This window comes from Mesorhizobium sp. B2-3-11 (assembly GCF_006442215.1).
Classification (GTDB): domain Bacteria; phylum Pseudomonadota; class Alphaproteobacteria; order Rhizobiales; family Rhizobiaceae; genus Mesorhizobium; species Mesorhizobium salmacidum.
Genome location: NZ_VFVS01000001.1, coordinates 517,326 through 532,990, shown reverse-complemented (window position 1 = coordinate 532,990; position 15,665 = coordinate 517,326). Strand labels below are relative to the sequence as shown.

The 15,665-nt window shown below is 60.6% G+C and carries 14 protein-coding genes and 1 tRNA gene; 13 read left to right on the top strand and 2 right to left on the bottom strand.

What is annotated here, in order from left to right; all coding sequences use genetic code 11:
- Positions 1-51 precede the first annotated feature (51 nt).
- The 10 genes from FJ960_RS02825 to glpK all read left to right on the top strand — a co-directional run bounded on the left by FJ960_RS02825 (position 52) and on the right by glpK (position 11,668).
- A complete protein-coding gene (locus tag FJ960_RS02825) occupies positions 52-1,464 on the top strand; it encodes an aspartate aminotransferase family protein (RefSeq protein ID WP_140711720.1) in 1,413 nt (470 codons plus the stop codon).
- Between the two features lie 112 nt (positions 1,465-1,576).
- The gene (locus FJ960_RS02820) at positions 1,577-2,344 is read left to right on the top strand and encodes a DeoR/GlpR family DNA-binding transcription regulator (RefSeq protein WP_140503763.1); all 768 of its coding nucleotides are present in this window, start codon (positions 1,577-1,579) and stop codon (positions 2,342-2,344) included.
- A gap of 126 nt (positions 2,345-2,470) precedes the next feature.
- The gene (gene glpD / locus FJ960_RS02815) at positions 2,471-3,997 is read left to right on the top strand and encodes a glycerol-3-phosphate dehydrogenase (protein ID WP_140711718.1); all 1,527 of its coding nucleotides are present in this window, start codon (positions 2,471-2,473) and stop codon (positions 3,995-3,997) included.
- 42 nt (positions 3,998-4,039) lie between these two features.
- Complete coding sequence (locus tag FJ960_RS02810; protein ID WP_140503767.1) at positions 4,040-5,119, top strand: ABC transporter ATP-binding protein; 1,080 nt, start codon at positions 4,040-4,042, stop codon at positions 5,117-5,119.
- A 10-nt stretch (positions 5,120-5,129) separates the two neighbouring features.
- Positions 5,130-6,197, top strand: a complete 1,068-nt coding sequence (locus tag FJ960_RS02805; RefSeq protein WP_140711716.1) for an ABC transporter ATP-binding protein — start codon at positions 5,130-5,132, stop codon at positions 6,195-6,197.
- Positions 6,198-7,064, top strand: a complete 867-nt coding sequence (locus FJ960_RS02800) for a sugar ABC transporter permease (protein ID WP_140711714.1) — start codon at positions 6,198-6,200, stop codon at positions 7,062-7,064.
- A 106-nt stretch (positions 7,065-7,170) separates the two neighbouring features.
- Positions 7,171-7,989, top strand: coding sequence for a carbohydrate ABC transporter permease (locus tag FJ960_RS02795; protein WP_246672602.1), 819 nt, complete (start codon positions 7,171-7,173; stop codon positions 7,987-7,989).
- A gap of 1 nt (position 7,990) precedes the next feature.
- Positions 7,991-8,278, top strand: a complete 288-nt coding sequence (locus FJ960_RS02790; RefSeq protein ID WP_140711710.1) for a DUF2160 domain-containing protein — start codon at positions 7,991-7,993, stop codon at positions 8,276-8,278.
- Between the two features lie 83 nt (positions 8,279-8,361).
- A complete protein-coding gene (locus FJ960_RS02785; protein ID WP_140503775.1) occupies positions 8,362-10,086 on the top strand; it encodes an ABC transporter substrate-binding protein in 1,725 nt (574 codons plus the stop codon).
- Positions 10,087-10,177: 91 nt separating this feature from the next.
- Complete coding sequence (gene glpK / locus FJ960_RS02780) at positions 10,178-11,668, top strand: glycerol kinase GlpK (RefSeq protein WP_140503777.1); 1,491 nt, start codon at positions 10,178-10,180, stop codon at positions 11,666-11,668.
- 48 nt (positions 11,669-11,716) lie between these two features.
- On the opposite strand, the gene FJ960_RS02775 is transcribed toward glpK, so the two are convergent.
- Positions 11,717-12,184 (bottom strand): BA14K family protein, encoded by a 468-nt coding sequence (locus tag FJ960_RS02775; RefSeq protein ID WP_140711708.1) that lies wholly within the window; start codon positions 12,182-12,184, stop codon positions 11,717-11,719.
- A 251-nt stretch (positions 12,185-12,435) separates the two neighbouring features.
- Here FJ960_RS02775 and FJ960_RS02770 point away from each other — a divergent pair.
- Positions 12,436-12,511 (top strand) — tRNA-Lys (locus FJ960_RS02770).
- 184 nt (positions 12,512-12,695) lie between these two features.
- A complete protein-coding gene (locus FJ960_RS02765; RefSeq protein WP_140711706.1) occupies positions 12,696-12,950 on the top strand; it encodes a hypothetical protein in 255 nt (84 codons plus the stop codon).
- A gap of 986 nt (positions 12,951-13,936) precedes the next feature.
- Here FJ960_RS02765 and FJ960_RS29385 read toward each other — a convergent pair.
- On the bottom strand, positions 13,937-14,422 hold the full coding sequence (locus FJ960_RS29385; protein WP_181166004.1) for a hypothetical protein: 486 nt from the start codon (positions 14,420-14,422) through the stop codon (positions 13,937-13,939).
- A gap of 178 nt (positions 14,423-14,600) precedes the next feature.
- Between FJ960_RS29385 and FJ960_RS02745 the strand changes: the two genes are divergently transcribed.
- Positions 14,601-15,662: a glycosyltransferase family 4 protein gene (locus FJ960_RS02745; protein ID WP_140510926.1), complete on the top strand. Its 1,062-nt coding sequence runs from the start codon at positions 14,601-14,603 to the stop codon at positions 15,660-15,662.
- Positions 15,663-15,665: the final 3 nt, after the last annotated feature.

The window sequence follows — 15,665 nt, the reverse complement described above, 5'->3', positions numbered from 1 at the left end:
CGCAAAAGCCGGCGCGTCACCGGCGGCGAAAGATCATGTCGGGAGGACAAGATGAACAATGATGATTTCCGGCAATGGTCGCAACGTGCCGCTGATTGGGGCGCCGACTATCGCAATAATCTGCGTGAGCGGCCGGTGCGGCCGCTGGTCGAGCCGGGCGACATTTTCAGGAGCATAGAGGCGTCGCCGCCCGAAGACGCGGAGCCGATGGACAGGATTTTCGCCGACTTCGAAGAGAAGATCGTGCCGGGGATGACGCATTGGCAGCACCCGCGCTTCTTCGCCTATTTTCCGGCCAACGCGGCGCCCGTCTCGGTGGTGGCTGAATACCTGGTGTCGGCGATGGCCGCGCAATGCATGCTTTGGCAGACGTCGCCGGCGGCGACCGAGCTTGAAATGCGGACCGTCGACTGGATGCGCCAGGCGCTCGGCCTGCCGGAGGGTTTCTCCGGCGTCATCCAGGATTCGGCCTCGTCGGCGACACTCAACGCGGTGTTGACCATGCGCGAGCGGGCGCTGGACTGGCAAGGCAACAAAAAAGGATTGGCCGGGCAGGGGCGGTTGCGCATCTATTCCTCCGACCAGGTGCACACTTCGATCGATCGGGCGATCTGGGTGTCAGGGATAGGCGAGGACAATCTCGTGCGCATTCCGGTCGCCGGCCGTTTTCGCGCCATGGAAGCGGCCGCACTCGAAGCGGCAATCGTCGCCGATCGCGAGGCCGGCATGCTGCCCGCCGGCATCATCGCCAGCGTCGGCGGCACCAGCACCGGCGGCACGGACGATATTGCAGCGGTTGCGGAGATTGCCAGGCGGCACGGGCTCTACCTGCATGTCGATGCCGCCTGGGCCGGGTCGGCGATGATCTGCCCGGAATTTCGCCATTTCTGGGCCGGCGCTGAGTTGGCTGATTCCATCGTCTTCAACCCCCACAAATGGCTGGGCGCGCAGTTCGATTGCTCGATGCAGTTCATCCGGCAGCCGGAAGACGTGATCCGTACGCTGGCCATCAAGCCCGAATTTCTCAAGACACATGGCCGCGACGGCATCATCAACTACTCCGAATGGTCGGTGCCGCTTGGTCGGCGCTTCCGGGCGCTGAAAGTTTGGTTTCTGCTGCGCGCGCATGGACTGGAAAACCTGCGAACCATGATCCGCAACCATGTTGCCTGGAGCGAAGGCCTTGCGCTGCGTCTGGCAAGGGAGCCGGATTTCGAAATCGTCAGCGAGCCGATGCTGTCGCTGTTTTCGTTCCGGCACAAGGCTGCAGCGGGCGCCGATGCCGACGAGCACAATCTGCGGCTGGTCAATGCGATCAACGACGATGGCCGCATCTACCTGACGCAAACGAAAGTCGATGGGAGGGTGGCAATCCGCTTCCAGGTCGGTCAGTTCGATGCCACGGCAGAGGACGTCGACGCCGCTTTCACCGTCATCACCGAAATAGCGCATGCCATGGCCTGAAAAGGCTGGGTCAAGGTCGCGCCAATCATCGGATTTCGTTAGCCGGCTTGCGCCTTTTCATCGGTTTCGTTTTCGATTATAAGCAAGAAAAACGAAAACAGGAGCTTGCCTGATGTATCTGTCGCCGCGCCATGCCGAGATCATCCAGATGGCCAAGGACAATGGCCGCGTGCTGGTCGATGATCTGGCCACGCATTTCAACGTGACGCCGCAGACCATCCGCAAGGACCTCAACGATTTGTGCGACCAGCGGCTGCTTTCGCGCATCCATGGCGGCGCCTTGTTCCCGTCTGGTATCGAGAACATGGAGTATGAAGCCAGGCGCAAGATCGCGGCCGACGAGAAGGAAGCGATTGGTCGCGCGGCGGCCAGGTTGATCCCCGACAACGCCTCGCTGTTCATCAACATCGGCACCACGACCGAGGCGGTCAGCAAGGCGTTACTCGATCACGACGGCCTGATGGTCATCACCAATAACATCAATGTTGCCAATAGGATGCGCATCTACCCGTCGATCGAGGTGGTGATTGCGGGCGGAGTGGTGCGCGGCTCGGACGGGGGTGTCGTCGGCGAGGCGGCGGTCGATTTCATCAGGCAGTTCAAGGTCGACTATGCTGTCATCGGCGCCTCGGCCATCGATCATGATGGCGCCTTGCTCGATTTCGATTTTCGCGAAGTGAAGGTCGCGCAAGCGATTATCGCCAATGCCAGGCATGTCATCCTTGTGTCCGACCAGACCAAATTCGAACGCACGGCACCTGTGCGCATCGGTCACCTGTCGCAGGTCAACACCTTCATCACCGATCGCTGCGATATCGCTTCGGTACGCAAGATCTGCCAGGAGGCCGAGGTTCAGCTGATCGAGACATCGCTTGGCTGAGATGATTCACGGTCTTCTCGCAGGTGTGTGATATTTCGTTTGACATTCGTTATGAGTTCGAAATAATTCCGCAACGGTTTCGCAAAAGACCCAAAATGGTGCAATGCGAAATCGTGGAGGAGCTAAGTGGACACATCTTCAGTCCGGGACATTTTCGTCATAGGCGGCGGCATCAACGGTTGCGGCATCGCCCGTGATGCCGCTGGGCGCGGTTTTTCGGTCTTTCTCGCCGAGATGAACGATCTCGCCAGCGGAACCTCGTCCGGCTCGACCAAGCTGATCCATGGCGGGCTGCGCTATCTCGAATTCTACGAATTCCGCCTGGTGCGCGAGGCGCTCATGGAGCGCGAGGTTCTGTGGAAGAACGCGCCGCACATCATCTGGCCGATGCGCTTCGTGCTGCCCTATGCCAAGGGCCTGCGCCCCGCCTGGTTGATCCGGCTTGGCCTTTTCCTTTACGACCACATTGGCGGGCGCAAATTGCTGCCGGCGACCAGGACGCTCGACATGACGCGCGACCCGGCCGGTAAGCCTTTGAAACCTTTGTTCAAAAGGGCTTTCGAATATTCCGACGGCTGGGTCAACGATGCGCGGCTGGTGGCGCTGAATGCACGTGACGCCGCTGACCGGGGCGCAACGATCCGGACCCGCACGAAAGTGATTGGAGCCCGCCGCGAAGGCGGCATCTGGACGATAAAGATCGAGAACCTGCAGGCCGGCGAGACCGAAGAGGTCAAGGCCCGGTTGCTGGTCAATGCGGCGGGTCCTTGGGTCGACCACGTGCTGTCCGGCGTCGTCGGGCAGAATGACGTTCACAATGTTCGCCTCGTACAGGGCAGCCACATCGTCATCGCCAAGAAGTTCGACGATCCGCGCGCCTATTTCTTCCAGAACAAGGATGGCCGCATCATCTTCGCCATTCCCTACGAGGACGAGTTCACGCTGATCGGCACCACCGATCAGGATTATCCCGGCGATCCGCATGATGTGAAGATCAGCGACACAGAGACCGATTATCTCTGTGCCGCGGCCAGCGAGTATTTCGCGGTTCCGGTCAAGCTCTCGGACATCGTCTGGACCTATTCGGCCGTGCGTCCGCTCTATGATGACGGCGCCTCCAAGGCGCAGGAAGCGACACGCGATTATGTGCTGAAGGCCGAAGGCGGCGAGGGCGCCGCGCCGTTGGTCAACGCGTTTGGCGGCAAGATCACCACCTATCGCCGGCTGTCGGAATCGATGTTGGAGAAGATCGAAGCGTTTCTCGGCAAGCGCGGCAAGCCGTGGACATCAGATGCGCCGCTGCCAGGTGGCGATTTTCCCGCCACCGGTTTCGATGCGCAGGTGACGAAGCTGAAATCGGCCTATCCGTTCCTCGACGCACGCCTGGCCCGCCGGCTGACCCGGCTTTACGGCACGCGAGCGCAGGTTCTTCTGGGCCTGGCCAAATCGAATGCCGATCTGGGCCGCAATTTCGGTGCCGATCTCTACGAGGCCGAGATACGTTACCTCGTCGAAAACGAATGGGCTATCACAGCTGAAGATGTACTATGGCGCAGGACCAAGCGCGGCCTGCATCTCGGCCGCGAGCAGGTGGCATCGCTCGATGAATTTATGCGCGGCATAAGCCGACGGCATGTCGCGGCTGCTGAATGAAGAAGGTTTTGAGCTGATGCTGAAAGCCTGGGAGGAGGCGTCATGCTGGAACTGAGGAACGTCACCAAGACGGTCGGTGCGGTCGAGCACATCCGCGACGTGTCGCTGACGCTTCAGCACGGCTCGCTTAACGTATTGCTCGGGCCCACGCTTTCCGGCAAGACCAGCCTGATGCGGCTGATGGCCGGCCTCGATGTACCGACTTCCGGCTCGGTCTGGTTCGACGGCCAGAATGTCACCGGCACGCCGGTGCAGAAGCGCAAAATCGCCATGGTCTACCAGCAGTTCATCAACTATCCGGCGATGACCGTCTATGACAATATCGCCTCACCGCTCAGGGTGGCCGGCGTCGAGCAGCGCAAGATCGACAGCCAAGTGCGCGAAGCGGCGGCACTCCTCAAACTGACCCCCTATCTCGACCGCACGCCGCTCAGCCTGTCGGGCGGCCAGCAGCAGCGCACAGCGCTGGCGCGTGCCATCGTCAAGAATGCCAGCCTGGTGCTGCTCGACGAACCGCTTGCCAATCTCGACTACAAGCTGCGCGAGGAATTGCGGGCGGAACTGCCAAGGATCTTTGCCGCAGCCGGCACCATCTTCGTTTATGCCACCACCGAGCCGCATGAAGCCCTGCTGCTCGGCGGCAACACGGCAACGCTGTCGGAAGGCCGCATCACCCAGTTCGGGCCGACCATCGACGTATTCCGCAAACCGATCGATCTGGTGACGGCCAGGACCTTTGCCGATCCGCCGCTCAACACCATCGTGCTGGCCAAAAAGGGGGCGGATTTTCTGCTCGAGGGCGGGGTCAAGCTGCCGGTGCCGGCGGAACTCGTCGGCATCGCCGATACGAACTATACGATCGGCTTCCAGCCACACCATCTTTCGCTCGATCGGCCCAATGTCTCCGCGGTGCCGGTGCGGGCAAAGGTCACCATCACCGAAATCACCGGGTCCGAGAGCTTCATCCATCTCGACTTTGCCGATGCCCGCTGGGTGATGTTGACCCACGGCATCAGGGATTTCGAGACCGACGCGGTGGTCGAGGTGTTCATCGACCCGCGTCACATCATGGTCTTCGACGAGCACGGCCATGCCGTGACCGCGCCGAAGCTGGCGGCTTAGGAGGGGCGATATGGCACGCATCGACGTCAACCATGTCAGGCATTCCTATCTGCCGAACCCGCGCACGGATGCCGATTTCGCGCTACGCGAAGTGCACCACATTTTCGAGGATGGCGGTGCCTATGCGCTGCTTGGGCCGTCCGGCTGCGGCAAGACCACGCTGCTCAACATCATATCGGGGCTGCTTCACCCCTCGCACGGCCAGTTGCTGTTCAATGGCAGGGACGTGACCAGGCTGTCGACGCAGGAGCGCAACATCGCGCAGGTGTTCCAGTTCCCGGTCATCTACGACACCATGACCGTCTACGACAACCTGGCCTTCCCGCTGCGCAATCGCGGCGTGCCGGAACCAGATGTCGACCGCAAGGTGCGCGAGACGCTCGACATGATCGACCTGGCCTCGTGGGCGAAAAGGAAGGCAAGGGGCCTGACCGCCGATCAGAAGCAGAAGATCTCGCTCGGCCGTGGGCTGGTGCGCTCGGACGTCAACGCCATCCTGTTCGACGAACCGCTGACCGTCATCGATCCGCACATGAAATGGGTGCTGCGCTCGCAGTTGAAACAGCTCCACCGCCGCTTCGGTTACACGATGGTCTATGTCACGCACGACCAGACCGAGGCGCTGACCTTCGCCGACCAGGTGGTGGTGATGTATGATGGCGGCATCGTGCAGATCGGCACGCCGGCGGAACTGTTCGAGCGGCCGCGTCACACTTTTGTCGGCTATTTCATTGGATCGCCAGGCATGAATGTCGTGCCGGTGGCAATCGAAGGCAGGACCGCGACGCTCGGCTCGCAACGGATCGAATTGCCTGGAGTACCGAAGGCGGGCAGAGGCGCGGTCGAGCTTGGTATCCGCCCGGAATATGTGCGGCTCGGCCGCGATGGAATGGCGGTTTCAATCACCAAGGTCGAGGATGTTGGCCGCCACAAGGTGGTGCGCGCCAAGCTGGAAGGCCGAGACATCGCGGCGGTCATCGGCGAGGACGAAACCGTACCCGCGGAACCAAAGGTGCGATTCGACCCGGCCGGCATCAACATCTATGCCGATTCCTGGCGCGTCGAGATGGGGGCGTAGATGGAAAAGACCTGGAACAACAAGGCCTGGTTCCTGGTGCTGCCGGTGCTGGTGCTGGTGGCCTTCACCGCGGTCATCCCGCTGATGACGGTCGTCAACTATTCGGTGCAGGACACGTTCGGCAACAATGTCTTCACCTGGGCAGGCACCGAATGGTTCGAGGAACTGCTCTCGTCCAGCCGCTTCTGGGAAGCGATGGTTCGCAACCTGATCTTTTCCTTCATCATCCTGGCGATCGAAGTGCCGCTCGGCATCTTCATCGCGCTCAACATGCCGAAAAAGGGCTGGGGCGTGCCGGTCTGCCTGGTGCTGATGTCGCTGCCGCTGCTGATACCGTGGAACGTGGTCGGCACCATCTGGCAGGTGTTCGGGCGCAGCGATATCGGTCTGATGGGCTACTACCTCAACGCGGTCGGCATTGACTACAATTATGTGCAGGATCCATTCGACGCCTGGGTGACGATCATCATCATGGATGTCTGGCACTGGACCAGCCTTGTCGTGCTGCTCTGCTATGCCGGCCTGGTCTCGATCCCGGATGCATTCTACCAGGCGGCCAAGATCGACGGTGCGTCGCGCTGGGCGGTGTTTCGTTACATTCAGTTGCCGAAGATGCAGCGCGTGCTTCTGATCGCCGTGCTGCTGCGGTTCATGGACAGCTTCATGATCTACACCGAACCCTTCGTCGTCACCGGCGGCGGTCCGGGGAACTCGACGACGTTCCTGTCGATCGACCTCGTCAAGACGGCACTCGGCCAGTTCGACCTTGGTCCGGCGGCGGCAATGTCGCTGGTCTACTTCCTCATCATCCTGTTGTTGTCATGGGTGTTCTACACCGTGATGACCAACTACGACGCGGAGCGCTGATATGGCTGGCGCCAACGAACGCACCGAGCGCAATGCAATGAGCCGGACCGCCCCCGCGGAAGGGGGGCTCGCCAGTTCACTGTCACAGAGCGAACTCGACAGGCGGATGCGCCGGCGCGGCGAGGAATCGCGCTGGTGGTGGATCGTGCCAACGCTCTACATCATCGTTCTGCTGATGCCGATCTACTGGCTCATCAACATGAGCTTCAAGACCAATGCCGAGATCGTCAACTCGCTGACGCTTTACCCGCACGCACCGACGATCGCCAACTACGTCACCATCTTCACGCAGAAGGCCTGGTATTCCGGCTACATCAACTCGATCACCTATGTCGTCATGAACATGGTGATTTCGGTGTCGGTGGCCCTGCCGGCGGCTTACGCTTTCTCGCGCTATCGCTTCCTTGGCGACAAGCATCTGTTCTTCTGGCTGCTGACCAACCGCATGGCGCCGCCGGCCGTGTTCGCGCTGCCGTTCTTCCAGCTCTACTCGGCCTTCGGCCTCATCGACACGCACATAGCGGTGGCGCTGGCGCACTGCCTGTTCAACGTGCCGCTGGCGGTGTGGATCCTGGAAGGTTTCATGTCGGGCGTGCCGAAGGAAATCGACGAGACAGCCTATATCGACGGGTATTCCTTTCCGCGGTTCTTCATCAAGATATTCATGCCGCTGATCGCCAGCGGCATCGGCGTCGCCTGCTTTTTCTGCTTCATGTTTTCGTGGGTCGAACTGCTGATCGCCCGCACGCTGACCACGACCGATGCCAAGCCGATCGCCGCGACCATGACGCGTACGGTGTCGGCCTCGGGCATGGACTGGGGTCTGCTGGCAGCCGCCGGCGTTTTGACACTGGTCCCCGGCGCGCTCGTGATCTGGTTCGTGCGAAACTATATCGCCAAGGGCTTTGCCCTGGGGAGGGTCTGACATGAACCTCGACTTTTCCTGGATGGCGTGGACCTGGCCGACGGCCGCGTTCTTCAGCGTCATCGCGCTGCTTTTGCTTGGCATGGGTGTCTGGGAATATGCCTCGCCCGGCGGCAATCCGCGTGTCGGCGTGCTGCGCTTCGAGACGACGCGCGGCGACCGCCTCTTCGTTTCGCTGCTTGGCAGCGCCTTTATCCATCTCGCTTGGCTGGGTCTGGTTGGGTCCAACCTGTGGTGGGCTCTCGCTCTCTCTGTGGTCTACGCAATTGGCGTGTTCCGCTACGTATAGAGGGGGATACTGATGGAGAGGCCGCCCGTAGGTGGTCGCTCCAGTTCGCACTTGAAACCTTTTAAAAACTCGGAGGAGACACAATGCGACGGCAATTTTTAACATCAACGACAGCCCTTGCCCTTTTGCTCGGCGCGGGCCACGCCTATGCCGGAATGGATGAGGCAAAAGCCTTTCTCGACAAGGAGATAGGACCTCTTTCGACGCTCTCGCGCGCCGATCAGGAAAAGGAAATGCAGTGGTTCATCGATGCGGCCAAACCGTTTGCCGGCATGGACATCAAGGTCGTCTCGGAAACCTTGACCACCCACCAGTATGAATCGCAGGTGCTGGCGCCTGCCTTCACCGCCATCACCGGCATCAAGGTCACGCATGACGTCATCCAGGAAGGCGACGTCGTCGAGAAGATCCAGACCCAGATGCAGACCGGCCAGAACCTTTATGACGGCTGGGTCAACGACAGCGATCTGATCGGCACCCACTGGCGCTACCAGCAGGTGCGCGACCTGACTGATTGGATGGCGGGCGAAGGCAAGGACGTCACCGATCCGATGCTCGACGTCAACGACTTCATCGGCACCAAGTTCACCACGGCGCCGGACAAGAAGCTCTACCAGCTTCCCGACCAGCAGTTCGCGAACCTCTACTGGTTCCGTTACGATTGGTTCAATGACGAAAAGAACAAGGCCGACTTCAAGGCCAAGTACGGCTATGACCTCGGCGTGCCCGTCAACTGGTCGGCTTACGAGGACATTGCCGAATTCTTCACCGGCCGTGACGTCGGCGGCAAGAAAGTCTATGGCCATATGGACTACGGCAAGAAGGACCCATCGCTCGGCTGGCGTTTCACCGACGCCTGGCTGTCGATGGCCGGCAACGGTGACAAGGGCCTGCCGAACGGCCTGCCGGTCGACGAATGGGGCATCAAGGTCGACGAGAACTCTCGTCCGGTCGGCTCATGCGTGGCGCGCGGCGGCGACACCAACGGCCCGGCGTCGGTCTATGCGATCCAGAAATACCTCGACTGGTTAAAGGCTTATGCGCCGCCGGAGGCGCAAGGCATGACCTTCTCTGAATCGGGTCCGGTTCCGGCGCAGGGCAACGTGGCGCAGCAGATCTTCTGGTACACCGCCTTCACCGCCGACATGGTCAAGCCCGGCCTGCCTGTCATGAACGACGACGGCACGCCGAAATGGCGCATGGCGCCGTCGCCGCACGGTTCCTACTGGAAGGACGGCATGAAGCTCGGCTATCAGGACGTCGGGTCGTGGACGTTGATGAAGTCGACACCGACTGACCGCGCCAAGGCCGCCTGGCTCTACGCGCAGTTCGTGACCTCCAAGACGGTGGATGTGAAGAAGAGCCATGTCGGTCTGACCTTCATCCGCGACTCCACGATCCACGACAAGAGTTTCACCGAACGCGCTCCCAAGCTCGGCGGCCTGATCGAGTTCTACCGTTCGCCGGCGCGCGTACAGTGGACGCCGACCGGCACCAACGTTCCCGATTATCCGAAGCTGGCACAGCTCTGGTGGCAGAACATCGGTGACGCTTCGTCGGGCGCCAAGTCGCCGCAGGAAGCCATGAATGGCCTCTGCGCCGATCAGGAGAAGGTTCTGGAACGAATAGAGAAGTCGGGTGTCCAGGGCGATATCGGTCCGAAGATGGCCGAAGAGCATGACCTTGCTTACTGGAATGCCGACGCGGTCAAGAAGGGCAACCTCGCGCCGCAGCTGAAGCTGGACAACGAGAAGGAAAAGCCGGTCACCATCAATTACGACGAGTTGGTCAAGAGCTGGCAGAAGTAAGACGGTCTATGCGGGCGTTCGCGCCCGTATGAATTGAGGGAGGCGGCGCGTTGCCGTCTCCCTTCTTTGTGTCAAGGCGGAGGATGCGGGAATGAGCGGTTTTGTGCTGGCGATCGACCAGGGGACGACATCGACCCGGGCGATCCTGTTCGACGGCAAGATGAAGGTCGTAGGCAGCGGGCAGAAGGAATTCGCCCAACACTATCCGGCCTCCGGCTGGGTCGAGCACGATCCCGAAGAGATCTGGGCAAGCGTCATGACCACCGTGAAGGCTGCACTGAAGGCCGCCGGCCGTAGCGCCTCGGAGGTGGCCGCCATCGGCATCACCAACCAGCGCGAGACCGTCGTCATCTGGGACAAGGCAACCGGCAAACCGATCCACAACGCCATCGTCTGGCAAGACCGCCGCACGGCACCGCTGTGCCAGAAGCTGAAGAAGCAGGGGCTGGAGAAGAAATTTACACGCAAGACAGGGCTTCTGCTCGACCCCTATTTCTCGGGCACCAAGATCGCCTGGATGCTAGACAAGGTGAAGGGCGCGAGGAAACGTGCCGAGAAGGGCGAATTGCTGGCCGGTACCATCGACAGTTTTTTGATCTGGCGGCTGACCGGCGGCAAGGTGCACGCCACCGACGCGACCAACGCCTCGCGCACGCTGGTCTACAATATCGAGAAGAATGCCTGGGACGACGAACTGCTTTCCATCCTGCGCATCCCGGCCGCGATGCTGCCGGAGGTCAAGGATTGCGCGGATGATTATGGAATCACAGAGAACAACTTGTTTGGCACCGAGATTAGAATCCTAGGGGTTGCCGGCGACCAGCATGCCGCGACCATCGGCCAGGCCTGTTTCGAACCGGGCATGATGAAGTCCACCTACGGCACCGGCTGTTTTGCGCTGCTCAACACCGGCAGCGATCTGGTGCGCTCCAAGAACCGGCTCTTGACGACCATCGCCTACCGGTTGAACGGCAAGACCACTTATGCGCTTGAAGGCTCGATCTTCATTGCGGGTGCCGCGGTGCAATGGCTGCGTGACGGCATCAAAGTCATCGGCAAAGCCGAGCAGAGCGGCAAGCTCGCGGCGGAAGCCGATCCGACGCAGAACGTCTATCTGGTACCGGCCTTTGTCGGGCTCGGCGCGCCGCACTGGGACGCCGGGGCGCGCGGCGCCATCTTCGGGCTAACCCGAAATTCCGGTCCGGCCGAGTTCGCCCGAGCGGCTTTGGAATCAGTCGCTTATCAGACTCGCGACCTACTCGACGCCATGCACAAGGATTGGAAGGGCGCCAAGGCAAAGACGGTGCTCAGGGTCGATGGCGGCATGGTGGCTTCGGACTGGACCATGCAGCGCCTGGCCGACATACTCGACGCGGCGGTTGACCGGCCGACAATCCTGGAGACGACCGCGCTGGGGGCTGCCTGGCTCGCCGGCTCGAAGGCGGGCGTGTGGCCCAAGGTGAGGGAGTTCGCGAAAAGCTGGGCACTTGAGCGACGGTTCGAGCCTGATATGGGTAGCTCGATCCGATCCGCCAAGCTGGCAGGCTGGCGCGATGCCGTGCGCAGGACGCTGAGCGCATAAGGAAAGGCCCGCGCCGTTCCGCCGCGGGCCTTCCACTCACACCACGCATCAGTAAGGCGAACGGCATTCCCGACGAGGACCGTTGTTCGGCTGGAAGGTATTGTCCGAGGCGCGGTAGCTCCGATAATGGTCGTAGCACCACTGCACATGGGCATTGCCTTCATAGACGCGGTTGTTCTCGTTGACGATTGCGCCGGTGATCAAGGCGCCAGTCGCAAAGGCCGCGAGCGGGAACCAGTAGTCGCCATGACGGCGATAGCCGCGGCGATATTCACGATAGCCGCGGTGACCATTCCAATACATGTCACCGTTGCGGCTAAAGCTGCGATTGCGTGAGAAATTGCGGTCGAAGGAGCGGTTTCTCCTCCACTCCCGGTACTGCACTGTCTGCACATCCGGCATTGCCGCCTGGGATAATGGCACGTAGGCCGGCTGGGCGTTGACCGGCACCACCTCCGCCGCGACGAATGTGGCCGAGAGGGTGGCGGCAAGCAGGCCCGTTGTGATTCTATTCATTGGTATTCTCCGCAAAGGTTTGTCGGGCGTCCCATTGGCAAAAAACGATAGCGCGTCGGATTTGTTCCCCCATGCTGGCGGCCGCCGGACTGAGATCGACTGCCTGGCTGCTCGCCAGAGCCCGGGGAACAAGGAGGGGCCAGCGATTTAGGGCAAAGCGCGGGTTTGGAACCCATCTTTTCCGGTTGACCGGTCGCGGCACTCTCCCTATGTTCCGCGCAATTTCGAGGGCGGCCTTTTCGAGCCCGCGGGAGCGCGTAGCTCAGCCGGTAGAGCAACTGACTTTTAATCAGTAGGTCATGGGTTCGAATCCCATCGCGCTCACCAAAACTCAAGAAAACCAATGCGTTGCAAGAGGTGATGGCGGTTTTCTATGTCCGCAGAATTTCGTGTCCGCTCTATGTCCGTAAAAAGGCTCACATTGGTCCTTCGTGGACCGATTCTACGATTGACGGGTGATCTTACGTAGCGTTAACTTCTTATTAGCTTTTGCTAACAAAGAGGGCTTCCAATGAAAACCGCTATCGCTTGCGCGGCGATTGTGCTTGCCGTGTCGAGCGCCGCTATGGCGCACGAGAAGAAGAAGCCAACAGTCACTGCCGAAAAGACATGTGCAGGCATGTCGATCAAGGCGGCAGCAGCCGCCAAACTTGACTGCACCGCTACCGGAACCGCCAATTCACCACAGACGGACATGGGCAGTAATTCCAAGCCCCGCCTCGGTTATGAGACGAGCAGTCCCCAGGTGTTCTCTTTCGGGCTCTAGGGGTTGATGGTCGATTTTAGGGAGACGCTCACGCACCAGGCTGGCGAGGCGCTCGCGGAAGTCTCGCCCTTCAGGAACCGCTTCGCTGATTTTCAACCTAAGCCCGCTTGAATGTGTCATTCGGTTGCGCCATTGTGCCAGCCGCGCAAGTGATATGAGCCAACAATGAAGCATCTAGAGAAGGCACGCCCTTTCGTGCCGACTGAATTTCATGTCTGCACTGTCGCAGATGGGAACGGCGCCCTTGGCCTTCTCTCGATCCATACAACGGAAGGGCTGTTGGATATCGCACTCGACCAACAGGCGGCCGAAGCCATCGTGGGTGCCGTCAATGAAATCCGCTCGAAGCTGCGTTCGAACCGCTAGTCTCATCGGGCCAGATTTGTCTGTCGCCGAGCATTAAGCGGTAACGCATATCCAAGTGGCCGATGAGGGTTCTGGCCTCAACCGCCGAATAGAACATCACTATTTCGCGGCCATCTTCGATGCGCTTAAGGCGGTAGACGTCTCGGTCCATTAGCGACATTTGCCTCCCCACAGGGGAACATTAGCCTTCCTTCGTGACGATTTCGTGATGGGTCTTTCAGAACGGCCACGCCAACGCCAGCACGACGGTCGAGGGCGGCGCTGGGGTGAGGCTGAGGAAGGCTGAAATTTTCTTGTTCGCACGTTTCATCTATTAGTGAGGAAGCATATATTATCAGCAGCCGGTGGCCCGTCCCCCCGACTCTCCGCCGGTTAGGCCCGGCACGTTCCTGGTCCCCGCCAAAGATGCCGGTCCGCTTTTCTGCCCAACCGAATGGAATGCGCGCCTTTGGCGCTCCGCTGCGCGTCGAAACCGGGAATATTACCCCGCGCTCACCAATTGAAACGGAAAGGGACAAGCTTGGAACTTTCGCGAATCAAACACCCAAAGCCCGCTGCCCGAAGGAGGGACTGGCAGCGGGCCGTTCTGGAGGGCGCAGCGAAAGCAACGGCTTGGCGAATCAGACGCCTGGTGACAGATGCACCTCCAAGACGGCGGCTTTCTTGGCAATCAGTCCTTCCAGATCCGCGTCGGATCGCTTGGTGCCGGTACGTTCGCGCAGCAACGAGATCACCGCGCTCATCGAAAGCTGGACGGTGCGGTCGCTCAGGATTGCGTCCACCGCGCCGGCGACATCCGGAGTCTCCGTCGGTGCTCGCATGATCGGTTCCTTTCTGTTCAACTCGGCCTCGGCGCCGTTGGCCGGTCCCCGCACGCCCCGGTCGAAGATGACCGCCAGGCCGTTCTTCACGGCGAGGGCGGCGACCATGTCGTCGAGGTTGCGATCGGAAAGCGCTGGCTCCGAAGGATCGGGTTTCAGGGTTCTGCGGATCACTCGGGCGGCCTGGTCCGTCGACACAAAGCCAAAGTGCCGTTTTCTGGCCTCGACATATTGTTCTACGATCATGCTCAGACGCCGGGCTGCGATATCCCTGGGTTCCTGCATCTGGACCTCCTTCGGCTGCCGTAAGCGCAAGGTCGGCATTACCGACAGGAAATAGGGCGGCTGGTCGAGTCAGACAGGGGACGGACCAATCATTCCACGCATCTTCCAAAGAATCAGGAACGATCCCGGCCCTGATGCATTTTGGCTCTATGACCAGCTCATTGAGGGACGCCGGGACATGAAGATTGCGCATGTCGCACCACTTTACGAATCGGTGCCACCAAGGCTCTACGGGGGTACCGAGCGTATCATCTCATACCTTACCGAAGCTCTCGTCGATCTCGGCCACGAGGTGACATTGTTCGCCAGCGGCGACACAAAGACCTCCGCCAAACTGGTGCCATGCCGCGAAAGGGCGCTTCGTCTCGATCCCCGCCCGCTGAAGTCCGAGATCGCCGCGCATCTGTCGATGCTCGACGAGGTGAGGAACCGGGCCGACGAGTTTGACGTCGTTCATTTCCATCTCAGCCATTTCCTGCATTTTCCGTTTTTCCGCGATATGCCGCAACGCACGGTGACGACCCCGCATGGCAGGCTGGATTACGCGGACCTCGCGCAAGCCTATGACCGGTTTCCTCGGTTTCCCATGATTTCCATATCCCGCAGCCAGCGGGCGCGGTTCGCATCCGCGAATTGGCTGGCTACAATCCATCATGGGCTGCCGCTCGAGCTTTACGAGCCCGATTTCGAGGCAGGCTCCGATGGGACCTATCTTGCATTTCTCGGCAGAATGTCGCGCGACAAGCGGCCGGACCGGGCGATCGAGATCGCCCGCCGCACCGGCTTGAAACTGAAGCTCGCCGCCAAGGTGGGCGATGGCGACCGCGCCTATTTCGAGGAAGTCGTGCAGCCGCTGATCGATGGCGACCAGGTCGAATATGTCGGCGAGATCGGCGAGGATCAGAAGAGTAGGTTTCTGGGCAATGCGGCCGCTTTGCTGTTTCCCATCGATTGGCCCGAACCCTTCGGGCTTGCGGTGATCGAGGCCATGGCCTGCGGAACCCCGGTCATGGCCTGGAGTTGCGGGGCCATGCCCGAAATCATCGATCATGGGGTCACCGGCTTTGTCGTCGAAACCATCGAAGATGCCGTCGCCTCAATGCCGGCTCTCCTGCAACTCGACAGGCGACGAATAAGAACGGCCTTCGAAAAGCGGTTCTCCGCCGTCAGAATGGCCAGGGATTATGTCGCGGCCTATTCGCGGCTGAGCGACCGCCACGAGCAGAGCAGAGCCTCGTAAACC

Excerpts from the sequence above, each read along its gene's own strand:
- FJ960_RS02825 (WP_140711720.1), top strand. The coding sequence starts at position 52 with ATGAACAATGATGATTTCCGGCAATGGTCGCAACGTGCCGCTGATTGG.
- FJ960_RS02820 (WP_140503763.1), top strand. The coding sequence starts at position 1,577 with ATGTATCTGTCGCCGCGCCATGCCGAGATCATCCAGATGGCCAAGGAC.
- FJ960_RS02810 (WP_140503767.1), top strand. The coding sequence starts at position 4,040 with ATGCTGGAACTGAGGAACGTCACCAAGACGGTCGGTGCGGTCGAGCAC.
- FJ960_RS02805 (WP_140711716.1), top strand. The coding sequence starts at position 5,130 with ATGGCACGCATCGACGTCAACCATGTCAGGCATTCCTATCTGCCGAAC.
- FJ960_RS02800 (WP_140711714.1), top strand. The coding sequence starts at position 6,198 with ATGGAAAAGACCTGGAACAACAAGGCCTGGTTCCTGGTGCTGCCGGTG.
- FJ960_RS02795 (WP_246672602.1), top strand. The coding sequence starts at position 7,171 with ATGCGCCGGCGCGGCGAGGAATCGCGCTGGTGGTGGATCGTGCCAACG.
- FJ960_RS02790 (WP_140711710.1), top strand. The coding sequence starts at position 7,991 with ATGAACCTCGACTTTTCCTGGATGGCGTGGACCTGGCCGACGGCCGCG.
- FJ960_RS02785 (WP_140503775.1), top strand. The coding sequence starts at position 8,362 with ATGCGACGGCAATTTTTAACATCAACGACAGCCCTTGCCCTTTTGCTC.
- glpK (WP_140503777.1), top strand. The coding sequence starts at position 10,178 with ATGAGCGGTTTTGTGCTGGCGATCGACCAGGGGACGACATCGACCCGG.
- FJ960_RS02775 (WP_140711708.1), bottom strand. The coding sequence starts at position 12,184 with ATGAATAGAATCACAACGGGCCTGCTTGCCGCCACCCTCTCGGCCACA.
- FJ960_RS02765 (WP_140711706.1), top strand. The coding sequence starts at position 12,696 with ATGAAAACCGCTATCGCTTGCGCGGCGATTGTGCTTGCCGTGTCGAGC.
- FJ960_RS29385 (WP_181166004.1), bottom strand. The coding sequence starts at position 14,422 with ATGCAGGAACCCAGGGATATCGCAGCCCGGCGTCTGAGCATGATCGTA.
- FJ960_RS02745 (WP_140510926.1), top strand. The coding sequence starts at position 14,601 with ATGAAGATTGCGCATGTCGCACCACTTTACGAATCGGTGCCACCAAGG.